The organism is Rahnella sp. PCH160 (assembly GCF_047784855.1).
Classification (GTDB): domain Bacteria; phylum Pseudomonadota; class Gammaproteobacteria; order Enterobacterales; family Enterobacteriaceae; genus Rahnella.
In genome coordinates this window covers 499001-521294 of the sequence record NZ_JBLOGT010000002.1, presented here as the reverse complement: position 1 = coordinate 521294, position 22294 = coordinate 499001, and the positions used below count along the sequence as shown (strand labels likewise).

Below are 22294 nucleotides of genomic sequence, written 5' to 3'. Positions count from 1 at the left end.
CCTCTAAAGCGGATAATATTAAAATATCCTCTACACCCTATAAGCTGTAAAAATCCAATACAGCTTTCAGGCTGTAATTTGCCCTTTACGCCTGTCGCATGTTTCAATGCGTTCCCGAACTCCCTGTCCCGAATAAGCCAGACGCCGATGAAAAAAAGTGAATTTATCGCTCAGGATTTGCTGAGCAAGATTTATCAGCACAGCGGATCTGTGCCGGAAAAGTTGCCGCCGGAGCGCCAGCTGGCGGAAGAGTATGGTGTGTCGCGGTTTACCGTGCGCAAGGCGCTGGAAAAACTGGTGAGTATCGGCGCGGTGCGCATCGTGCAAGGCTCGGGGATTTATATCAATGCGGGCGTCAGCAGTAATCCGCTGGTGTACAACTCGATTACCGAGAAGAAATTCACCGACATCAGTTTCAAAATGCTGGAATTGCACAAACGGCGACCAGACCGGGAAGAACAGCAGGTTTTTGATTTAACGGCAGATGATTTTATCTGGGCGTTTACCCGGCTGCGGCGCATCAGCCAGCGCAACGTACAGATTGAGTATTCACGGATGCCCGCCGAAGGTTTTGCTGATCTGAATCAGAAAACGATTGAGCATTCCATTCAGCAATACGTTCTGAATAAAGGCTTCGCGATTTCGCATTCCCTCACCCGTTATCAGGCGGTCACCGTCAGCAAAGAGCAGGCGCAGTTGCTGGGCTGCAAGAAAGGCATCGCCGCCATGCAGATTACCAACAGAGGGATTTTGCAGGGCGGCCGCGTTTACGCGTTCAGCGATATCATAGATATCGATTATTCATGCACTTACGTCATCCCGTTTAATCAGGATAATCTGGCGTTTCGCCAGACTTAAGGCGTGTGGATCACGCCGTCGGGCAGGCGGCTTTGCGTCCATTCATGCGGGCGATACACCACCGGAAATTCATTCGCCACCTCGCTGTTGAAACCCACGCCGATCCCGGCTTCTTCACACGGATAAAAATACCCGTTCACCGGGGCCTGTGCGCCGGGGAAAATCTGCTGCGTATTGGGTGGATAAGCAACAAATTCCTGGATCGCTGAATTATGCAGATGAATATTCAGGTGCGTATTCACCGCCGCGCCGATCGGCGTCATGTCCGGCGGGCAATGCCAGGCCAGACGCACGCCAAAACTCTGGCAGAAATGCGCCAGTTTCAGCGCTGGCGTGATGCCGCCGATTTGCGAAACGTGGCAGCGGATAAAGTCGATCCTGCGGTTGATGATCAGATCCTTCCATTCCGCCGGATTATTAAAAAGCTCGCCGGTGGCCAGCGGCACAGCGGTCTGGCTGCGGATCTGCGCCAGCCATTCGTTTTGATCTGGCGGCAAGATATCTTCAATAAAATACGGGCGATATTGTTCCACCGCTTTTGCAAACTGCACCGCCTGTTGCGGGAACAGACGCTCGTGAACGTCGTGCAGAATGTGGAACTGATTGCCGTATTTTTCACGCAGCGCTTTAAACATGGCGAGCGTGTTATCCATGTACTGATCCTGATCGTAATACGCGCCCGCCGCCGGTTCGCGCGTGGTGTGGAAATCGCGCGCATTGCCACCGTAAAAGCCCAGCTGGCAACGGATGTGGCGATAACCTTCGCTCAGAAGACGATCCACTTCACCGTAAAGATCTTCCAGCGTTTCACCCGCCGCGTGGCTGTACGCGATAACCGCATCTTTCGATTTACCGCCGAATAAATGATACAGCGGCATATTCGCCAGCTTGCCTTTGATGTCCCACAGCGCCATATCGATGCCCGCGATGGCATTGTTAATCACCGGCCCGTTACGCCAGTACGCGTTCACCCTCATCATCTGCCATATATCTTCGATGTGATTTGCATCGCGGCCTAACAGCAGCGGTTTCAGGTATTCATCGACCATCAGTTTCACCGCCAGCGGACGCTGCTGGAATGTGGCGCAGCCGAGGCCGAAAACACCGCTATCCGTTTCAATTCTGACGACCACTAAATTATGGCGATCGGGGCGCGTTATCTGGCATTCAATATGCGTAATCAGCACAGGTTTCATGGAAAATCCTTAATAATGGCCTTCAGATCCTTTAAGGAAAAGAGTGCGGGAATATTCGTATTGCGGTTATTTCACCGTATTTTCCGCCTCCCTGTAAACCTAAATTTCAGGCTTTTATTTTGGTTTGAAAGACCGGCCAATTACTGCTAAAAACCAGACCAATTATCACAAAACCCCGTTAAACCAGGCTTACAGCGCGGATTGTGTGACGGAGATCCTGTTTTATTGGTTTGTTTTTAAAAACAACGCTCATTACACTCCCTTCCCATCTGAGAATAAAAATACAATTTCCGTCGCGGGGTTCAGGGTGAATACAGAAATAATGCAGTCCGTTATTAAAGGCGTCGGCGGTGCAGAGAATATTAATAAATTCTGGCATTGCATGACCCGTCTGCGTTTTGATTTAGCCGACGAAAATAAAGTGGCGTGGGATGAGATAAAAAATCTGCCCGGCGTTTTGGGTGCGCAAAGCCAGAGCGGTCAGGTGCAGATTATTGTCGGCCCGAAAGTGAATACCTGGTACGAAGCGATTGTTTCGCAGCTGGATCCGGCGTCAAAGCCAACAGGAAATGTTTCCACAAATGCGCGCAAAAGTCTGATCTCGATGTTCATGGACACGGTGTCCGGCGTGTTTGGCCCGATCGTTCCGGCCATCGCAGGCGCGGGGATGATCAAAGGTTTACTGGCCGGTTTAATTGCCCTCAAGGTGATTTCGGCGAAAAGCGAAACCGTGATGATCATCGATCTGATCGCCAGCGGCGTTTTCTATTTTCTGCCGTTCTTTCTGGCGGTCTCCGCCGCGAGAATTTTCAAAACCAATGAATATCTGGCCGCCGCGGTCGCCGCCTGCCTGATGTATCCGACGCTGATCTACGCCGCAAAAGCGCTCGCCAGCCATACCGCTGGCGCGCCGACCGCGTTGTATTTCATGGATATATTGCCGGTTTCAGTATTTAACTATTCGGCCAGCGTTATTCCGGTGATTTTCTCGGTGCTGGCACTGAGCTACATCCACCGCTGGGTGGACAAAATCATGCCGGACGTGCTGAAAACCGTTTTCACGCCAACGCTGACGTTATTTATTGCGGCGCTGGTTTCGCTGACGGTGATTGGCCCGGCCGGAATTTACCTGGGTAAACTGCTGGCGCTGGGCATTCAGGGGCTGTTTGAAGTGTCATCGGTGTTTGCCGGTTTTATCGTTGGCGCGATCCGCCCGGTGGCGATCCTCACCGGAATGCACCACGCCATGACGCCAATTGCCTTGCAGAACTTCACCGATCAGGGCTGGGATATGCTGATGCCCATGATGTTTATGGCCAACATGGCGATTGCCGGCTCGACCTTCGCGATTTACTTCCACGTAAAAACACGCGAGCAGAAATCTGTGGTGCTGTCGGCGGCGATTTCTGGCCTGCTGGGCATTACCGAACCGGCATTGTTTGGCGTGCTGACGCGCTACAAAAAAGCGTTTATCGCCACCACGATCAGCAGTTCTGTGGCGTCGGCGTTTATCGCGTTCTTCGGGGTGCGGTTGTACGGCTATATTCTGTCGAGCATTTTCAGCCTGCCCGCCTACATCGGCCCGTATTTCATCTACATCGTAATGGGCGTGGTGCTGTCGCTGGGATTGTCATTTACGCTGACGTATCTGATGGTCGTTAAAAGCAAAGACACCGAAAGATCGGTGCCTTTGGTGAATCAAACCCGCTGATGTGTTCAGGCCGCTGTTTTTGAATGCGCTATTTCAGACAGCGGCGAATTTTCGATCCGGTTGGTCAGACGGCCGATGTTCTCGATTTCCACTTCAATGATGTCATCTTCATGGAGGAACAGCGGCGGAACGCGGGTTTTACCCACACCGCCCGGTGAACCGGTCATGATCACATCGCCCGGTGAAAGCTGAGTAAACGTGCTGATATAGGCGATGATTTGCGGAATGGTGTGAACCATGTTAGCGGTTGTGTCGTTCTGCACCAGCCGGTTGTTGAGCCAGGTTTTTATGCTCAGATTCTGCGGATCGCCCACTTCATCCGGCGTCACCATCCACGGACCAAATGCCCCGGTCGACGGCCAGTTTTTTCCGGCGGTATACCATTTATGCTGCCAGTCGCGCACCGAACCATCCATATAGCAACTGTAACCGGCGATATAACTCAGCGCGTCGTCTGCGGAAATATTGCGCCCGGTACGGCCGATAACGATCGCCAGTTCACCTTCGTAATCGAATTCATTTGTCGACGACGGTTTGATAACGCTGCCGTTATGCCCGACTTGTGAATCGGCAAAGCGGACGAACAACGTCGGCGCATCGCAGGTTTCGTTAAATTCTTTGCGCTTTTCGGCGTAGTTCATGCCGACGCCGAAGATTTTCCCCGGACGGTCGATCACCGGCAGGAAGCCGATATCGTTGAGCTGAAGATCCGCCGGAAGCGGCGCGTAACGCTGCAATTCTTCAAGCTGATGGTGCGCCATGAATTCGTTAATGTCGCGGCATCCCGAGTGACGGCCAACATCGACGATGCCGTCTGCCTGGAAGAGGCCGAAACTTTGGGTTTGTTCTTTAGTGATGATGAAATTAACAATTTTCATAGATGCGCTTAGTTTCTTATTTAACGTAAAACAGGTGAATTCACTGGTGTTCAGATTGCGGTGACGCTCATGCCCCCGTAAAGATCGCGAGATTATTGACCGCGCCTCTCATGCCTTCTACTATATTTTTTTACCAAACCGATGAATTTCAGGAATGTATGATTAATAACAGGGACTTAGATTATTTCGTCACTGCCGCAGAGATGATAAATTTGAGACTTGCGTCACAAAATTTAAATATTACGCAGCCCGCTCTGTCAAAATCCATCACCCGTTTAGAGAAAGAACTGGGCATCAAATTATTCAAAAGAGTCGGCCGTGGTCTGGAACTGACCGAGGCGGGTCGCATTCTTTATCAGCGGGGTCTGGCGCTGCAAAATTCTTATCATGAGATGGCCGAAGTCATGACAGAACTGAGCAGCGGCGCGGGCGGGATTGTGCGTGTGGGCGTGTCGGGTTCCGCGACGCAATTTTTGCTGCCGGAAATCTGCAAAACGCTTCAGTCACAGGTTCCCAACGTAAAACTGGAAATCCAGATCGGCATGAACGATGTTCTGTTTACGCTGATGGAGCGCCACGTCATCGACATTATTATCGGGCCGCTGGTCAACTATGAAAGCCCGGTGGTTCAGGTGCCGGTCACCGCCGATCGCGTGGTCGTCGCAGCGTCACGTGACCATCCGCTGGCGGGCAGGCCGGTTTCCCTGCGCGATATGAGCCGTTACGGATGGATTTTACCGGCCAAAACCGTGTCGATGCGCCAGTGGCTGGACAAGATATTCTATGAGAATCATTGCCCGCTGCCGGACGTTAAAGTGGAAATCAGCTCGCTGGCGTCAGTACCCGGCTTGATCGCCAAAAGTGGCCTGCTCAGCTTTCTTTCTGAAAACATTCTGGTTGAGGAAGAATTTATCTCCCGGCTCATCCGGATTGATAACGATCAACTGATGATGCCGCGCCGTGTAGGGATTACCTGGCGCGAAGGCGCGTTTCTTTCGCCAGCAACGCAGAAGGTGATTGAGGTGACGCAAAACGTCGGGCAGAAAATGCAGAGCGAAGCCCGCCGCATGCTGGAAGACTGACGTCAGCCGCGGCGGGAAAGAACCGGAAATTACACCAGATGGCAGGCGACGCGGTGGCCGCTTTCCACTTCACGCAGTAACGGAATTTCAGCACGGCAACGTTCGGTCGCGCGCGGACAGCGGGTATGGAAACGACAGCCGGACGGCGGTTTTGACGGATCCGGAATTTCACCGCTAACCATTGCCACCGGTTCGCTGTCAGGATCAAGCGTCGGCACGGCGGCCAGTAATGCCTGCGTGTACGGATGCAACGGCTGGCGGAACAACGTATCGCGGCTCGCCGTTTCCACCAGTTGCCCCAGATACATCACCGCCACGTCGTCACACAGATGTTCCACCACGCCCAGATCGTGCGAGATAAACAGGAACGTCACGCCGTGATCGTCGCGTAAATCCGAGAACAAATTGATGATCTGCGCCTGAATCGAGACGTCGAGCGCGGAGATTGGTTCGTCGGCGATAATAAATTCAGGCTGAAGGATCAGCGCCCGTGCAATGCCAATACGCTGGCGCTGGCCGCCGGAAAATTCATGCGGAAAGCGGTTGTAATGCAGCGGTGAAAGCCCGCAGATTTTCATCACGTCCAGCACTTTGCCGTGCACTTCAGCGCGTGAGCAAAGTTTATGTTCCAGCATCGCTTCGCCGATCGCGTCACCAATGCGGATCCGTGGATTCAGGGAACTGTACGGATCCTGAAACACCAGCTGCATTTTCGGCCGCAGCGCTTTAAGTTGTTTCGGTTTGAGCCGGTGCAGGTCTTGACCGCGAAACTTCACGCTGCCCGCCGTCTTGTCGTACAACCCAAGCAGCGTGCGCCCGACAGTGGTTTTGCCGCTGCCGGATTCACCCACCAGCCCGAAAATCGTCCCTTTGCGGATGTTAAAACTGACGCCATCCACCGCGCGCAGTTGCCCGGTTTCCTGCCCGAAAACGCCGTCGCGGATCGGGAAGTGTTTCTTCAGTCCGTCGACTTCTATCAGGTAGTCGGTACTCATCAGATAGTCAGCACTCATGGCTGCAACTCCTTCTGCGTCATTTGATTCGCCGGACTCAGTCCGCTGTAAAAACAGGCAGCCTGCCGTGACCGCCCTTCCAGCGGCGGGATCCCCTGACGACAGCGTTCTGTAGCGCGTTCGCAACGATCGGTAAAGGCACAATACGGCGGCAGCGCGGCCAGATCGGGAACCTGACCGGGGATAGAATACAACCGCCGGCGACGCTCGCCCGGCGTGGGCCGCGACGCGATCAGCCCCTGCGTGTACGGATGCAGCGGATTGCGCAGCACGTCCGCCGTGGCACCCTGCTCAACAATTTTACCGGCGTACATCACCACCACGTGATCCGCCATCTGCGCAATCACGCCCAGATCATGCGTAATCAGCATCAGCGCCATGTGGTTTTGTTGCGCCTGATCGCGCAACAGCCGTAAGATCTGCGCCTGCACGGTGACGTCCAGCGCCGTCGTAGGTTCATCGGCGATCAGCAGCTGCGGCTTACAGCTCAGCGCCATCGCAATCATGATGCGCTGCAACATACCGCCTGAAAGCTGGTGCGGATAACTGGTCATCAGGCTTTCTGCACGCGCCAGCCCGACCTCAGTGATCATCTTCGTTGCCTTTTCCCAGGCCGATTTTGGCGATTCCCCGAGATGGCGGATCAGCGGCTCAACCAGCTGTTCACCAATGGTCAGCACCGGATTGAGCGCAGTCATCGGTTCCTGAAAAATCATCGCCAGCTGGTTCCCGCGTAAATCCGCCATTTGTGACGGGCGCAATTTCAGTAAATCACGTCCCTGAAACAGGATTTCCCCGCCGTCAATGCGCGCGGCCTGTGGCGGCAGTAATCCCATCAGCGACATCGCCGTGACGCTTTTTCCGCAACCGGATTCGCCTACAATGCCCACGGTTTGCCCGGCCTGAACGTCAAACGTGACATCCTGCACCGCACGCACACGCCCCTGATCACTGGAGAATGACAGTGAAAGCTGATTAAAACGGATCAATGGTTCAGTCATTTTTTGCTCCGTTTCATCTTAGGATCGAGCGCATCGCGCAGGCCATCGCCCAGTACGTTAATCGCAATGACGGTGATAAAAATCGCCACGCCCGGCGGCATCCACAGCCACGGACGACGCTGGAAGTCGATCAGGCTGTTGGCGGCGTCCATCATGTTTCCCCATGAAGGCGTCGGCGGCACCACGCCCAGCCCGAGATAGCTGAGCGCCGATTCACTGAGAATGGCGTTTGCCACCGCCATCGTCGCCATCACCACCAGAATGGGCACGGTATTGGGCAACAGATGGCCGAACAGACGACGGCGCGCGGATAACCCGAGCACCTGCGTCGCCAGCATAAAATCACGCTCGCGCAGGGACAAAATTTGTCCGCGCACCAGACGCGCCAGCTTCGGCCATTCCAGCAAGCTGAGCATTACGATCACCATGTAGACGCGGGAATCCGGTGAGAAATCCAGTTCAGACAGCATCGCGCCCATCACAATCAGCAGCGGCAGGCTCGGAATGGTCATCACCAGATCGGCAAAACGCATGATGATTTTGTCGGCAATGCCGCCCAGATACCCCGAAACCGCGCCCATCAGATACCCAAGCGTCACGGAGAGCAACATGGTGAGCAGGCCGATGATCAGCGAAATACGCCCGGCCAGAAGCAGGCGCGTGTAAACGTCACGCCCCAGAAAATCGGTGCCCAGCCAGTGCTCTGCGTTTGGCGCTTTATTAATCATCAGCGCATCGGTGGCATCATCGCGCCACGGCGAAGAGTAAGGGCCCACTACGCACCAGACCGCCATGACCAGCAGCAAGATCAGGCAAAACATTGCCAGCCGGTTCTGGCGTAACGATTTCCAGGCCTGCTGCCAGGGTGACGGTGTCACCTGCGCCATCACCGGAATTTCCGCTTCGCGCAGACGCCGGTTAGTTGAAAATAATGATCCAAACATCACGACCTCACACGAATACGCGGGTCAGCCCACGCATAAAGCACATCGGCAATCAGGTTGCCCAGAATGGTCAGCACCGCCAGAAACAGCGTGAATCCCATCAGCACCGGATAATCACGCGCCGCCAGCGAATCAATATGAATGTGCCCCGCGCCCGGCCAGTTAAAGACTTTTTCGGTGATCAGCGCGCCGGAAAACAGCCCCGGCAGCTCGAACCCTAACAGCGTGATAATCGGCAACAGCGCGTTGCGCAATGCGTGTTTGAGGATCACGGTGCGCTCACGCAGCCCTTTAGCGCGTGCGGTGCGGATAAAATCCATGCGCACGACGTCCAGCATGCTGGCGCGAAAATAGCGCGTCAGGCTGCCCGCCTGAAGCATCACCAGCGCAATCACCGGTAATACCAGATGTGCCGCGACCTGCATCACCCAGGCCCAGCCCGTGGCGTCGCTGCCGGTATTGGTCATACCGCCGACCGGCAGCCAGTGAAGATCAACTGCAAACCATTTGATCAGCAGCAGACAGAGGAAAAACGTCGGGAATGACATCGCCGCGAATATCACCACGCTGACGACGTGATCAAACAGCGAATAGGGTTTCATGGCAGAAACAATGCCCACCGCCATCGCGATCCCCCAGTACAGCACCATCGCGATGGTCGCAAGCAGGAAGGAGTTCCAGATGTACTGATCCAGCAACTGACTCACCGGGATCTGATATTGCAGCGAGAAGCCCAGATCGCCCTGTAGCAGGTTTCCCAGCCAGTGCAGATAACGGCTAAGCAGCGGCTGATCGAGGCCGTATAACGCTTTGAGTTCAGCGGCACGCTGCGCGGTCAGGGTAATGTTCCCGTCGATAAAATCGCCCGGCGTTTTGGCAAACAGCATGAAGATAAGCAGCGAAGCGAGGAACAACATCGGGATGGTTTGAAGCAAACGACGCAGAATGAAATTTCTCATGACTTTCTCATTGAAGCTGCCGGTAACGACCGGCAGCAACGTGATTTCTGATTATTTAACGATTTTGACATCCGGCAGACTGCCGGTCAGGCCGTTGTAAATATCCGGTTTGAAACCGGTCACGCGGGCGCTGCTGGCCGACAGAATTTTACGGTTGCCGAGCAGGATCACCGGCGGATCGTTCGCCAGAACTTTGTACAGTTCATGGTAAACCGGCTTCCGTTTTTCGATGTCGAGCGTCGCATTGCCTTCGTTGATCAGCTTATCCACTTCCGGATTGTTGTAGCCCTGCTCTTTGGCCTCGGTGCTGTAGTAATCCCAGACGCCGTCGTGCGGATCGTTGAGCGTACTGGTGCTGAATGACGCCAGATCGTAATTCCCGGCTTTACGCTGTGACATCAGCGCGTTGAAATCCACGACCTGAGGTTTCAGCAGCACACCAATCTTCTGGTAATCCTCTTTGGCAATCGGGATCAGCGCGTCGTTCAGCACTTTTTTGCTGACCAGCAGCGTCAGTTCCAGACGTTTACCGTCTTTCACACGAATGCCATCCGCGCCGGTTTTCCAGCCCGCTTCATCCAGTAATTTATTGGCCTGCGCCGGATCGAATTTGTACGGATTCACCCCGTCGGTGTTATACGCCCAGGAGATTGGCGCGATCGGCTCGATGGCCACGGTGCCGTAACCCTGATACACCACGTCGATCAGTTTCTGGCGATCCAGACCGTAGATCAGCGCCTGGCGAACTTTCACGTCCTGCAACACCGGACGATGCAGGTTGAACTCAATCTTGCTGTAATCGCTGGATCCGTACAGGTTGATGTTCGCAAAACCGAGCAATTTCAACTGTTCAATATCATCCGGGCGCGACGTAAAAGCGTCGTAATCGGTATCGCCGGTCTGGAATAACTGGAAATTGGTCGAGGGATTGGTGACACGATAAATGAAGCGTGGCGTCGGCGGTGTGCCACGGTAATAATTCGTGTTGGCGTGGAAACGGATCTCCTGCCCCGGAATGTATTTATCGTAAACGTACGGGCCGTTGCCCAACGGTTTACCGTGCAAAGTGCGCAACGTGTCGAGATTTCCGCGCTGATAATCTTTGCCGTAATAGGCTTTCGACAGCACCGGGCCGCCGATTTTTTGCAGCGTGGTCGCGCCTGCCTGCGTCGTCGTCACCTGCAGGGTCAGCGGGTCGATGACTTTAAGGCCACTGATGCTGTCCGCTTTGCCCTGCTTGTAGTCATCGCCACCGGCGATATGCGCCAGCGTGATATCGGTATCGCCATCATATTTCGGGTCATACAAAACGGTCAGTGTGAACGCGACATCTTCCGCCGTCAGCGCAGAACCGTCGCTGTACTTGAGGTTCGGACGCAATTTGATGGTGTACGTTTTGCCGTCCGGGCTGACTGTCCAGCTTTCTGCCAGACCCGGAACCAGTTTGCCCTGGCTGTCCCAGTCAATGAGGCGGGCGAAGATCACGTTGGTGACGTTTTCATCCCAGCCATTCACGAAGAAGTAAGGGTTAAAAATGCCCTGCGGTTCGGAGATCCCGGCGATCACGGTATCTGTACGCAATTTTGCGGCAGCAGGTACCTGGCTGGCGTCTGTGGCGGGCGTGATGCCTTCTTTGAGAACATCGTCCGCAAAGGATAAAGAAGAAAACATTACCGCGCTGGCCAGCAATGCGATTTTAAAAGAAGCGGTGCGGCCCGCGCGGGAAACTGATTGCGCCGGGGCAGAAGTGAGTAACGTAGCCAAGTGACATCCCTCATCAATAAGTGTGCAATAGGTTTACAAAACATGACGAAGAGTAAGGTTGGGGTTTGTCCTTGTCTAACAACGAAAAAATATGGCTTATAGCTTTTGGGCTGTACGCCGAAAAAGCCACCAAAACGGCTAATGTGGAAGAATTTCCTGATCACACCCAGTAAGTACTCACTAACATTAGATGGTATAAAAATCAGCAGGTTAGTCTTGTAACAGCCCAAAGATACCCGGATGCGCACAAAGAAAAACGGCGTATCTCATCGAAGATACGCCGTTTCTTTCTGAATGCTTTCCGGCCTTAGTTTCAGGCTGCGGTTTTTTTACTGCGGGAACTGACTTCAGCAAGGATCTCTTTTTGTTTGCTCTTCTCGCCGAGAAGCTTGTACCAACCAGAAAGTTTGCGCAGATCCGGTAACGTCGCCTTTTCTTCAACGTCGTAAGCACTTAATTTCTCACGATACTCTTCGAAGATGGTGATACAGCGGCGAGCCCACTCGCCTTCCAGCGCAGAGCCTGCCACCGCGCGCGGACGGCGTGGTAAGCGCGGGCGCAGCGGTTTGCTGGCTTCTGGCGCTGACTCATCGACATAGGCGAACTTGATCGAAACAACGGTTCTGCCCTGCTTCACCGGCTCCCAGACCACGGAAATATCAGTATTGGCGTTGATCCGGTTGATCGTCGGCTCAAGCAGCTTCTGACGGAAGTCACGGTAATCCTCGTATTTGCCCGCCAGACCCGCCTTCTCGCGCATCCAGTTGAGATCCAGGGTCACTTCAATGGCTTTGCCACTGCGCCGCCCGTAGAGGTTTTTGGCTTTGATTAACCAGCCATACAGACGCACGGAAAACGGTGTATCCAGTTTTGCGATATTCGCAAAATTGAGCTTGGTAAAAGATTCTTTTAATTCATACAGATAAGGCGCAACGTCCTGACCGAATCTCAGCACAACGGCGCTGTGGTCATCGCTGCTGACGTATTCCAGGCGTGAGAACCACGAAAGCTGCACAGTACGAACCTTGCCGGTTTTCGTATCCGGTTTGTAGATGGTGACCGGCTTTTTCATCAGGCTTTCTGCCGCTTCACGCAACTGGCGATGGCTGCTGGTCGGGTTTACCCCGTAGATCCGCTGGTAATCCTGAGGGAAAAGTCGATATAACGTGTCCGGCTGAGGTTTCCTGCTATCAATTTGTGCCAGCGCCAGGTTAAGCAAGCGCATTTCATCCAGAGTAACGCTATAGGCGCCTTCAAGAAGATCGTTCCCCTGAACTACGGTGAGTTTATTCAGTTCCATGTAGCAGGATCCATAAGTGGAAAGTAGGTAAATTATTCCACATAAAAAATACTGACGTAAAGTAAAAACAAGGCTTATTTATCCCATTAATTTCAATGCATTACAAAAGGATCACCAAACAGCGATCAGGAAAAACTTCCACATATGCTTTTAAGCCGCATTCGGGATCCTTTTTTTAACATGCTGGATCGGCACGTTTTTTACAGGAAATTACTCCACTTATCGAACTGAAGATCTCCTGCCTGGAATGTCTGATATACGCGCTAAGTTCCCCTGCAGATCAGAAAATTCTTCCACATATGAGTCCATATTGCACGTTAACTGACCGGAACCGGCTTTGTGATCCCCTTCTCATTTCATCCTCAGTGTTGATTCGCAGCAAGAACCAGGATCTACAGGAAAACTTTCCACGTATGCAGCCATAGGGATCAGAAAATGTCTCCACATTTGGGATAATACGTTCAGCGATCAGGAAATAACTCCACATAAGGGGGCGTTCAGTTCTCAGGAAATCTTTCCACGTATAGCAATCCGCGGGATCAGGAAATACTTCCACGTATTCCATCGCAAAGTGTTAGCTGACCGGACAGTTACCGTTAATTCACGCACGTTTGATCAGATAATTCTTCCACATATAGGCAAGTGACAATGTCACATAATATCTAACCTACTGTTTATAATACATTATATTTTCAGCGATCGTTTCAATAGTGTTAATGAGATCAGAAAATGTCTCCACATGACCGCTGATTGGATCAGGAAAATCTTCCACATATGCCCTGCTCTGCTCTGCTGCCCGGATACGGATTTCTAAAGCGGATTATGCCTGACCAGGATGATCCTCTCCCTGTTACGTGACACAACGTGACGCTGTCACAGGAAATGTCTCCACATGAGTGCTCGTTCAGGGATCAGGAAATTACTCCACTTATCAGAAAAATGAGTTGTAGCAATATGTTAGCGTTAAATCTAAGCTGATGTTCATGACATGGGTTGCAAGGGAAAACTGTCCACAGAAAAAAGCTCCACGTATCCAGTGGACTGATCTCTAAGGAAATTATCCACAGGAAAAAGCTCTACATTGATCATGAAAAGGATCCACATCCAGCAGGAAGGATCTCCACTTGGAGCATGAAATATCTCCACAAGACCCGTTGTACCCTGCTGATTTACATAGAAAAAAACCTCTCTTAAAGAGAAAGATCTAAACTTATAAATAAAACAAAACACTATTTGATCTTGGGATCCTGATAAGGACTGGCGACGTTGTTGCGTAAAGGATTGGGTAGAGGTAACACCAGACGGGACAATGTAGTGCAGATTTAGAAACAGAAACGGGCCTGAAAAGGCCCGATCCAGACGGAACAAACGATCAGGAACGTTCGTTGGTGATAAGCCAGGCATTGATCAGCTCTGTCAGAACGTCTTTCATCTCGCGATCTTGCAAGAAGCAGCTGGTTTTGAAACGGCGATGCAACTCTTCATCGATGTTAGTCTGTAATTTCTTCACTGAAGCGGGCGGCTTTGCTACAGCGTCCAGTGCTGTAGTCAGTTGTCGGTGCTGGCCAAGTTTCATTTTCATTTCAACAACTCCGTAATTTCTTTGGTCATAATTTCAATCTCGCCTTTCGCATTACCGTCCGTTGTATCGAAGACTGTTCCGCCATCCATCATGGTACGGATGTAAACCTGGCGCTGAGTGGTACCTGTCCGCAATGCCGGAACGCCCGTATCAGCAATTGATTCCTTCAGGACTTCCAACATCTTAGCGGAGGCGACTTTCTTGGTGATCAGAAAACGCGCGATGACTGGCTGTAAATTTTCACGCGCTTCGACAACGGCAAGTATTGCGCCGCAGGCTGCGAAATCTAAAGGTGACGGTGTCACGGGGATTAAGACTAAATCACTCACCATAACCGCAGCTGATGAAATGGCAGAAATCGCCGCAGCTCCATCAATCACAACGTAATCATATTCTTTCAACTGTTTGCGTACGGTATAGACTTCTTTTTCTGATGCGGCTTCAGCCAGATCAAATTTACATTTAGTTTCATCGTACCAGTTGCTGATGCTTCCCTGTGGGTCGGTATCGACCATCACAACTTTGTGCCCTTGCCGTGCAAGACAGGTTGCGATGTTTATAGAAGTCGTGGTTTTCCCTACCCCGCCCTTCCCGTTCAGGAAAGAAATAATTTTCGCTGCCATAACAACCTCTTGATGAAGCGCTAGAATGAAGACAAGTGAATCCCAAGCTTATGTGATTTTGGGATTCAATATTTATGTAATCATAGGATTCTGGGATTTAAAAATCCATGAATCACAGGATTGAAGTACTACTATAAAGTTTACATCCGAGGATTTCAATATTTTAGGATTACCGAATTACATTATCCTGTGATTTCGGGATTCTGTGATTACCAGTCAAGAGCTCGCGACGGTAACATTATGTTCAGGATGTTGTGATTTTTGAATCTCATCATCCCAGGAGTTTGGGATATCAGGATTACAGGCGGATGAGGCTGAAGTTTCTATCTCAGAGAATAATGGTACAACATGAAGCTACGAGGATTTCGCTATCTTGTGATTTTATGATTCTGCAATCTTGGGATTTTTCGGGGATGCATGATGCAAATGAGACATGCAAATGAGAACGCCGAAAAGTTTCGGCTGATGTTGACGTCCAAAACAATAGCCTCGAAAATCTCACCATCTCACCATCTCACCATCTCACCATCTCACCATCTCACCATCTCACCATCTCACCATCTCACCATCTCACCATCTCACCATCTCACCATCTCACCATCTTGTGATTTCTGTATCCAGGGATGTATACATCTTGGGATTTCAGAAGTATGTAATGCTAATCCTGTATTTTATGATTACAGGATTAAGTGATTCTGGAAATCCTGAGATCACAAAATACTGAAACGTTCGGATATGAATAGTAGGATTATGGGATTAACTAATCTTCGAATCATTAATTATCTTTAGAAGAACAAGCCGGCATGTTCGGTACACCTGGATTCCAGGATGACATGATTTCGTAATCTTAATGAGGATTACAGGAGTATAAGATTACACATTAATGAGAGCTGAACGGTCTTATATTGTTATGGATATCATATAATCCTGGGATTGAAAGTGAATCTCAGGATTACATGATATTGAGCTAGGATTGTATGATTACATAATCATTTCAATTAAATCAACTGGTTAGTTGTGTTACGTGTGGCTGGGAATAATCTGCCATCAGAGGATGGCAGGATTACATAATCCCCGATAGGATTTTGAGATTACAGGATTTATTCGACGAATCTCGGGATTGTAGGATTCTCATAATGTGCGGGGATTCAGAGATTCCATGATTATGGATGTAATGAATGCAAAACATTAAGATTCAAGGATTCTGGGATTTATTGATTGTGTAAGATTATGGAATCTTAAAATCTCAGGATTAACGCGGTTCGTGATGAATGTTGGGATGTTGGGATTTCAGGATGGTGTGATTTTATGATTATGAGATTTATCTTGTGATGACAAGATGACAAGATGACAAGATGACAAGATGACAAGATGCAGTTATACAAAAAAATCCCGAGATTACAAAATCTCGGGATTCGGGGATTCAGGGGTTTATTGGATACGCAACTAATGGGTTACAACATCAAGAGCGCGCAGATGTTCCGGTAACCAGGAAAGCAGAACTTCAGAACCCGCCTGCCATTCCGGTTTTATGTGCGCGGCGGGAAGCTTAACCATGAAGTTATCCTGACCGGCAACTTCAGTCATCATGCGAACATGGTCGCCCAGATAAATAAATTGTTTAATCCGTGCTTTGACTTGTTCCATCCCTGGCTGAGGATTGTTGATACTGATTCGCTCAGGGCGGATGGAGAGTAAAATCTTCTTACCGGGCGAACTAGGACGAATTTTAACGGCGCGAAGAATTGTGCCGTCATCAAGCGACGCACGATAATAATCACCTTCTGCCGCCGTGTTGGTGGCCAGCAGGCTGTTATTTTCACCGATGAATTGAGCAACAAACGCATTATCCGGTTGTTCATAAATCACACTCGGGCTGTCCATCTGCTGGATAACGCCATCGTTAAACACCGCCACGCGATCAGACATGGTCATCGCTTCGCTCTGATCATGCGTAACGTAGACAATCGTCAGATCCAGCATCTGGTGTAATTGTTTGATTTCCATCTGCATATGTTCACGCAATTGCTTATCCAGCGCGCCAAGCGGTTCATCCATCAGTACCAGTTTGGGCTCGAACACCAGCGCGCGGGCGAGGGCGACACGTTGCTGTTGCCCACCGGACATTTGGGCAGGGTAGCGGTCAGCCAGTGGTTTAAGTTTTACCATGTCCAGAATGCGGTCTACTTTCTCTTTGATATCTGTCTTGTTCAGGCGCCGAATCGTTAGCGGAAACGCCAGATTCTCGGCCACCGTCATATGCGGGAACAGAGCGTAGTTCTGGAAAACCATCCCGATATCACGCTGATGCGGAGGCAGATTATGCAAAGGTTTATCGCGCAGCAGAATTTCGCCCTGGGTCGGTGTTTCAAACCCTGCAAGCATCATCAGGCTGGTGGTTTTGCCGGAACCTGAAGGGCCAAGCAGCGTCAAAAACTCACCCTCATGGACATCAAGATTGAGGTTTTTAACGACCAGTTTGTCGCCGTCATAGCTCTTCTTGATATTTTTGAAGCTGACATACGTTCTCATAACAGGCACTCCGCGAAGAAAAAGACTGGAAAGTGGATGACGCAACCCGGCACAAATCATGCATAAAACATCCTCAGAAGGATTGTTTGTCTGGCGTTATTAAAAATCTTTACCACCCGCCTGAAACGCTAACAAGCATTTTTCCGCAAAAAACCACAAAAAAAAGAGCCTGAGAGAATTCTCGCAGGCTTATGAATTTTATTGCTATTTTTTAATTAAAACGAGAGATTGCTAGCAATGTGAAAAAGCAATTACGCAGGATCAGGCAAGTTGTTCGTTTCCGGTTCGGCGAGCTCACCCCGTTCATCGGTTGCACTGTAAGGTTGCAGCCTGCGCCGTAAACAATCCACGATATGCCCGAAGGCAGGCACGATTTCTTCCTCAGAAACACCGCCATAGCCGAGCAAAAGCCCGCGCCGAGGAGCAGGCCGAAGGTAATACGCTGAAAGTGGCCGGGTCAGAACGTGCTTTTGTTCCAGCTCTGCGCTCAGCGCCACGTCATCAATCGAATCCGGCAGTGACAAAATCAGATGTAGTCCGGCATTGCTGTTTTCGATCAAAAACTCCGGCCCGAGTTCCTGTTCAATCAGCCGCGTCAGTGCGCTACGCCGTTTACCGTAAATCAGCCGCATCCTGCGAATATGCGCCGCGTAATGGCCTTCGCGGATAAATTCCGCGAGCGTGAGTTGCGTTAAACCGTTACCGGCACGGTACAACTCGGAGTGCGCGATCTTGAGGCGCGAAGCGAGAGGCCGCGGCAAAACGACGTAACTGATCCGCATCGCGGGATACAACGTTTTACTGAACGTCCCGATATAAATCACCGGCGCATCGCTGCTCAGGCCCTGCAACGCAGGGATCGGGCTGCCGGAATAGCGGAATTCGCTGTCGTAATCATCTTCCACCACCCAGCTGCCTTGCTGGCTGGCCATCGCGAGAATTTTTTGTCTGCGTGCCAGACTCATCACTGCACCCAGAGGATAGTGATGTGACGGTGTCACGCATATCAGCTTGGGTGCGCGGTTTTCTGGCGGATTTTCAGGTGGATCCATGCCGTTTTCATCGACCGGTATCGGTTGAACATCCACGCCGTTGATGGACAACACATTGCGAATGCCCCAGTAGCTGGGTTCTTCAATCCAGGCGACATCACCCGGATCGCAGAGCATTTTCGCCAGTAAATCCAGCGCCTGATGGGTACCGGCGGTGATGAGGATCTGGTCGGCCGTGCAGTCCACCGAACGTGCAATTCGCAGATAATCGGCCAGCGCATGCTGAAGTTCCGGGCAGCCGCCGTGGCGCGAGTAGGTGAGATATTCCGGGTGCAGGCGGCGGCTCAGACGGTTTTGCAGCTTGCGCCAGATGTCATGCGGGAACTTTGTTACATCCGGCACGCCCGGCATAAACGCGCCCCACTGGTGCGACGCCACGCCGGTCCGTGTCAGCAAATTCGAACCGCGTTTGGAAAGTGAAACGTGGCTGCGAAGCGGGGTACAGCGCGTGGTGGTTTTATCCGCAATCACGCCGTCTTCCGGTAAATCTGCTGTGACGAAGGTTCCACTTCCGGTACGCGTCTGAATGTAGCCCTCAGCCTGTAATTGCTCGTAGGCCGCCAGCACGGTATTGCGCGAAATCTCCAGCTCTTTGGCCAGATCCCGTGACGCGGGCAAGCGGCTGCCGGGGCTGATACTGCCATCAAAGATAGCGTGTTGTAATGCCTGATAAACCCGCTTGTTGAGCGTGCCCGCAGAAGATTCGGAAAGCCCGGTCAGACGCTGAAAAATGAGGTCAGAAAGCAATGAGCGCAAAAGTGGATCCTCAAAATAAATAAAACTGGTTCTGGATTATAGGGCCGCTGACAGGATAAAAAACAAGGACGGATTGCTATTTCGACAAATTGTTCACCTTACAACCGGCAATCTCCAAAACATAACCTTCAGGCAGGAGCGAAAGATGAGTCACAGCGAACTGGAAAAACGCCGTAAAGAAGCCACACCGCGTGGTGTCGGCGTGATGTGTGATTTCTATGCAGCGAAGGCGGAAAATGCAACGTTGTGGGATGAGCAGGGCCGTGAATATATCGACTTCACCGCCGGGATCGCGGTGCTCAATACCGGTCACCGCCATCCGAAAATTGTCGAAGCGATCCGCAAACAGCTCGACCTGTTCACGCACACCGCCTACCAGATTGTGCCTTATGAGAGCTTTGTCACGCTGGCCGAACGTATCAACGAAATTGCGCCAGTGTCAGGAAAAGCGAAAACCACCTTCTTCAGTACCGGTGCCGAAGCGGTAGAAAACGCGGTGAAAATTGCCCGCGCTGCCACCGGTCGCCCCGGTATTATCACTTTCTCCGGTGCATTCCACGGCCGCACGTTACTGACCATGGCGCTGACCGGTAAAGTGGTGCCGTACAAAGTGGGCTTCGGTCCGTTCCCGGCATCCGTATTCCACGGCCAATATCCGAACGCGCACCACGGCGTCAGCACGGAAATGGCGCTGGAGAGCATCGAACGTATTTTCCGCAGCGATATCAGCCCGCAGCAGGTTGCCGCCATTCTTTACGAACCGATTCAGGGCGAGGGCGGTTTTAATATTGCGCCGGAAGATTTTGTGAAAGGTCTGCGCGATCTTTGTGACCGTCACGGCATCGTGCTGATCGCGGATGAAGTGCAGAGCGGTTTTGCACGTACCGGCAAAATGTTTGCGTCTGATTACTACCCGAATGCCCAACCGGATTTAGTCACCATGGCAAAAAGCCTGGGCGGGGGTATTCCGATTTCCGGTGTGACCGGCCGCGCTGAACTGATGGATGCGCCGGAACCGGGCGGTCTGGGCGGCACTTACGCGGGCAACCCGCTGGCAGTGGCGTCGGCGCTGGCCGTTCTGGATATTATCGAAGAAGAAAAACTGTGCGAGCGCGCAAACCGTCTGGGTGCAGAGTTGGTTGAAACGCTGGAAAAATCTAAGGCGACATGCCCGGCGCTGGTCGATGTGCGTGCGCGGGGTTCGATGGTCGCAGCAGAATTTAACGACCCGGCGACAGGCAAACCTTCCGCTGAACTGACCAAACAGTATCTGCGTAAAGCGCTGGATGCCGGATTGCTGATGCTGAGTTGCGGTGTTCACGGCAACGTGATCCGTTTCCTGTATCCGCTGACCATTCCCGATGCGCAGTTCAAAGATGCACTGGCGATTTTGTCCCGCGTACTGGCTGACTGAGGAACGTTATGCAACTCAAACATACAGAACTCTTTCGCCAGCAATGCCTGATCAACGGCGAATGGGTGGACAGCGAAAACGGCGAACGCGAAGACGTCACTAACCCGGCAACGGGCGTGGTGATCGGCAGCGTTCCGCAAATTACTCCGGCACAAGCGGCCCAGGTGATTACTTACGCAGAACAGGCGCAGGTGGGCTGGCGGGGGAAAACCGGTAAGCAACGTGCTGCGCTGATGCAGAAATGGGCGCAACTGATGCTGGAACATGCGGACGATCTGGCCGCATTACTGACCGCCGAACAGGGCAAACCGCTGGCGGAGGCAAAAGGCGAAATCGTCTACGCCGCGTCTTTTATTGAATGGTTTGCCGAAGAGGCGAAGCGCGTGGAAGGCAGCGTGCTGGCTCCGGTTCAGGCGTCACAACGCATGCTGGTTCTGAAACAACCGATTGGCGTGTGCGCGGCGATCACGCCCTGGAATTTCCCGGCGGCGATGATCACCCGTAAAGCCGCACCCGCGCTGGCAGCCGGTTGCGCGATGATTGTGAAACCGGCTGAACAAACGCCACTCAGCGCCTTAGCACTCGGACAACTGGCGGTGGAAGCGGGCATACCGGCGGGCGTATTGCAGGTGATCACCGGTTCTGCGCAGGATGTCGGCAAAGTGCTGTGCGCAAGCCCGGTGATCCGCAAACTGAGTTTCACCGGTTCGACCGAAGTCGGGCGCATTCTGATGGCGCAAAGTGCGCCGACGGTGAAAAAACTCTCTCTCGAACTGGGCGGCAACGCGCCGTTTATCGTGTTCGATGATGCCAATCTTGAGCGTGCCGTGGCAGGCATTATGGCCTCGAAGTTCCGCAATAGCGGGCAAACCTGCGTCTGCGCCAACCGGATTTATGTCCAGCAGGGGATTTACCCGGCGCTGGTCAAACGGCTGGTCGAAGAAGTGGAAAAGCTGAAAGTGGGCGAGGGTCTCAAACCGGCATCACGCAGGGGCCGCTGATCGACGACGCCGCGGTCAGTAAAGTGCGTGAGCACATCGACGATGCGTTATCGCATGGCGCGACAATTCTCACCGGCGGTCAGCCACACGCGCTGGGCGGTACGTTCTTCCAGCCCACGGTGGTCGGTGGTGTGACGTCTGCTATGAAATTTGCGCGCGAGGAAACCTTCGGGCCTGTTGCGCCGATTTTCAGTTTTACCGATGAAGCCCAGGCGGTGGCGATGGCTAACGATACCGAATTCGGGCTGGCGGCATATCTCTTCACGCGTGACTCAGCGCGCCAGTGGCGGGTTCCGGAAGCACTGGAATACGGCATGGTGGGCATCAATACCGGCCTGATTTCTAACGAAGTCGCGCCGTTCGGCGGCATTAAACAGTCCGGTCTGGGGAGGGAGGGGTCACGCCACGGTATGGACGACTATCTGGAAATGAAATATCTGTGCATTGAGCTGGGTGAGTAATCCTGACGCACAACGTCCCGATAGGGTGCAGAAATGCACGGACGCAGTGCAAGGTTAAACAATAAAAAGAAACTGAATGGTCATGAGGCACAAAAAAATCACATAACGCCTCTGCAAAACCTGTCCGCCCGCTATTTCCGGCGTGGCGGACGGACTCCACAGTAATG

16 protein-coding genes and 1 pseudogene are annotated in these 22294 nt (G+C 52.2%); 5 read left to right on the top strand and 12 right to left on the bottom strand.

Annotation, left to right across the window (positions count from 1 at the left end; all coding sequences use genetic code 11):
* The first annotated feature begins 147 nt into the window (after positions 1 to 147).
* The gene (locus ACM5QY_RS25205; RefSeq protein ID WP_416123363.1) at positions 148 to 858 is read left to right on the top strand and encodes a GntR family transcriptional regulator; all 711 of its coding nucleotides are present in this window, start codon (positions 148 to 150) and stop codon (positions 856 to 858) included.
* Here ACM5QY_RS25205 and ACM5QY_RS25200 read toward each other — a convergent pair.
* Complete coding sequence (locus ACM5QY_RS25200; protein WP_416123362.1) at positions 855 to 2054, bottom strand: enolase C-terminal domain-like protein; 1200 nt, start codon at positions 2052 to 2054, stop codon at positions 855 to 857. The genes ACM5QY_RS25205 and ACM5QY_RS25200 overlap by 4 nt on opposite strands.
* 322 nt (positions 2055 to 2376) lie before the next feature.
* Between ACM5QY_RS25200 and ACM5QY_RS25195 the strand changes: the two genes are divergently transcribed.
* Positions 2377 to 3765 (top strand): PTS transporter subunit EIIC, encoded by a 1389-nt coding sequence (locus tag ACM5QY_RS25195; RefSeq protein ID WP_416123434.1) that lies wholly within the window; start codon positions 2377 to 2379, stop codon positions 3763 to 3765.
* Positions 3766 to 3770: 5 nt separating this feature from the next.
* Here ACM5QY_RS25195 and ACM5QY_RS25190 read toward each other — a convergent pair whose 3' ends face one another.
* Positions 3771 to 4643 carry a fumarylacetoacetate hydrolase family protein gene (locus ACM5QY_RS25190; protein WP_416123361.1) on the bottom strand — a complete coding sequence of 291 codons (873 nt, stop codon included), beginning with the start codon at positions 4641 to 4643 and terminating at the stop codon, positions 3771 to 3773.
* A gap of 110 nt (positions 4644 to 4753) precedes the next feature.
* Here ACM5QY_RS25190 and ACM5QY_RS25185 point away from each other — a divergent pair, with 110 nt between their 5' ends.
* Entirely contained in the window at positions 4754 to 5725 is a 972-nt protein-coding gene (locus tag ACM5QY_RS25185; RefSeq protein WP_416123360.1) for a LysR family transcriptional regulator, read from the top strand.
* Between the two features lie 29 nt (positions 5726 to 5754).
* Here the strand turns inward: ACM5QY_RS25185 and ACM5QY_RS25180 are convergent, their stop codons facing one another.
* From ACM5QY_RS25180 to pdxR, 10 genes are all read right to left on the bottom strand, one after another.
* Positions 5755 to 6720, bottom strand: a complete 966-nt coding sequence (locus ACM5QY_RS25180; protein WP_416123433.1) for an ABC transporter ATP-binding protein — start codon at positions 6718 to 6720, stop codon at positions 5755 to 5757.
* Between the two features lie 14 nt (positions 6721 to 6734).
* Positions 6735 to 7739, bottom strand: coding sequence for an ABC transporter ATP-binding protein (locus tag ACM5QY_RS25175; protein WP_416123359.1), 1005 nt, complete (start codon positions 7737 to 7739; stop codon positions 6735 to 6737).
* Complete coding sequence (gene opp4C / locus ACM5QY_RS25170; RefSeq protein WP_416123358.1) at positions 7736 to 8683, bottom strand: oligopeptide ABC transporter permease; 948 nt, start codon at positions 8681 to 8683, stop codon at positions 7736 to 7738. The genes ACM5QY_RS25175 and opp4C overlap by 4 nt, the downstream gene beginning before the upstream one ends.
* Complete coding sequence (locus ACM5QY_RS25165) at positions 8683 to 9642, bottom strand: ABC transporter permease (RefSeq protein WP_416123357.1); 960 nt, start codon at positions 9640 to 9642, stop codon at positions 8683 to 8685. The genes opp4C and ACM5QY_RS25165 overlap by 1 nt, the downstream gene beginning before the upstream one ends.
* Before the next feature lie 51 nt (positions 9643 to 9693).
* Complete coding sequence (locus ACM5QY_RS25160) at positions 9694 to 11313, bottom strand: ABC transporter substrate-binding protein (protein ID WP_416123432.1); 1620 nt, start codon at positions 11311 to 11313, stop codon at positions 9694 to 9696.
* Positions 11314 to 11719: 406 nt separating this feature from the next.
* Complete coding sequence (locus ACM5QY_RS25155; RefSeq protein ID WP_416123356.1) at positions 11720 to 12706, bottom strand: replication initiation protein; 987 nt, start codon at positions 12704 to 12706, stop codon at positions 11720 to 11722.
* 1372 nt (positions 12707 to 14078) lie between these two features.
* Positions 14079 to 14288 (bottom strand): plasmid partition protein ParG, encoded by a 210-nt coding sequence (locus tag ACM5QY_RS25150; protein ID WP_101078106.1) that lies wholly within the window; start codon positions 14286 to 14288, stop codon positions 14079 to 14081.
* Complete coding sequence (gene parA, locus ACM5QY_RS25145) at positions 14285 to 14911, bottom strand: ParA family partition ATPase (RefSeq protein WP_104925211.1); 627 nt, start codon at positions 14909 to 14911, stop codon at positions 14285 to 14287. The genes ACM5QY_RS25150 and parA overlap by 4 nt, the downstream gene beginning before the upstream one ends.
* A gap of 1446 nt (positions 14912 to 16357) precedes the next feature.
* A complete protein-coding gene (locus ACM5QY_RS25140) occupies positions 16358 to 17443 on the bottom strand; it encodes an ABC transporter ATP-binding protein (protein WP_416123355.1) in 1086 nt (361 codons plus the stop codon).
* A 251-nt stretch (positions 17444 to 17694) separates the two neighbouring features.
* Positions 17695 to 19251 (bottom strand): MocR-like pyridoxine biosynthesis transcription factor PdxR, encoded by a 1557-nt coding sequence (pdxR, locus tag ACM5QY_RS25135; RefSeq protein WP_416123354.1) that lies wholly within the window; start codon positions 19249 to 19251, stop codon positions 17695 to 17697.
* Positions 19252 to 19396: 145 nt separating this feature from the next.
* Here pdxR and ACM5QY_RS25130 point away from each other — a divergent pair, with 145 nt between their 5' ends.
* Entirely contained in the window at positions 19397 to 20665 is a 1269-nt protein-coding gene (locus tag ACM5QY_RS25130) for a 4-aminobutyrate--2-oxoglutarate transaminase (RefSeq protein WP_416123353.1), read from the top strand.
* Positions 20666 to 20673: 8 nt separating this feature from the next.
* Positions 20674 to 22127: pseudogene (locus tag ACM5QY_RS25125) on the top strand (NAD-dependent succinate-semialdehyde dehydrogenase).
* Positions 22128 to 22294 lie beyond the last annotated feature (167 nt).

Bases quoted from the DNA above. Each gene is read 5' to 3' on its own strand.
- ACM5QY_RS25150 (WP_101078106.1), bottom strand. From the start codon at position 14,288: ATGAAAATGAAACTTGGCCAGCACCGACAACTGACTACAGCACTGGAC.
- ACM5QY_RS25140 (WP_416123355.1), bottom strand. From the start codon at position 17,443: ATGAGAACGTATGTCAGCTTCAAAAATATCAAGAAGAGCTATGACGGC.
- ACM5QY_RS25190 (WP_416123361.1), bottom strand. From the start codon at position 4,643: ATGAAAATTGTTAATTTCATCATCACTAAAGAACAAACCCAAAGTTTC.
- ACM5QY_RS25160 (WP_416123432.1), bottom strand. From the start codon at position 11,313: ATGTTTTCTTCTTTATCCTTTGCGGACGATGTTCTCAAAGAAGGCATC.
- ACM5QY_RS25180 (WP_416123433.1), bottom strand. From the start codon at position 6,720: ATGAGTACCGACTACCTGATAGAAGTCGACGGACTGAAGAAACACTTC.
- opp4C (WP_416123358.1), bottom strand. From the start codon at position 8,683: ATGTTTGGATCATTATTTTCAACTAACCGGCGTCTGCGCGAAGCGGAA.
- ACM5QY_RS25130 (WP_416123353.1), top strand. From the start codon at position 19,397: ATGAGTCACAGCGAACTGGAAAAACGCCGTAAAGAAGCCACACCGCGT.
- ACM5QY_RS25195 (WP_416123434.1), top strand. From the start codon at position 2,377: ATGCAGTCCGTTATTAAAGGCGTCGGCGGTGCAGAGAATATTAATAAA.
- parA (WP_104925211.1), bottom strand. From the start codon at position 14,911: ATGGCAGCGAAAATTATTTCTTTCCTGAACGGGAAGGGCGGGGTAGGG.
- ACM5QY_RS25165 (WP_416123357.1), bottom strand. From the start codon at position 9,642: ATGAGAAATTTCATTCTGCGTCGTTTGCTTCAAACCATCCCGATGTTG.
- ACM5QY_RS25205 (WP_416123363.1), top strand. From the start codon at position 148: ATGAAAAAAAGTGAATTTATCGCTCAGGATTTGCTGAGCAAGATTTAT.
- ACM5QY_RS25185 (WP_416123360.1), top strand. From the start codon at position 4,754: ATGCCTTCTACTATATTTTTTTACCAAACCGATGAATTTCAGGAATGT.
- ACM5QY_RS25200 (WP_416123362.1), bottom strand. From the start codon at position 2,054: ATGAAACCTGTGCTGATTACGCATATTGAATGCCAGATAACGCGCCCC.
- ACM5QY_RS25175 (WP_416123359.1), bottom strand. From the start codon at position 7,739: ATGACTGAACCATTGATCCGTTTTAATCAGCTTTCACTGTCATTCTCC.
- ACM5QY_RS25155 (WP_416123356.1), bottom strand. From the start codon at position 12,706: ATGGAACTGAATAAACTCACCGTAGTTCAGGGGAACGATCTTCTTGAA.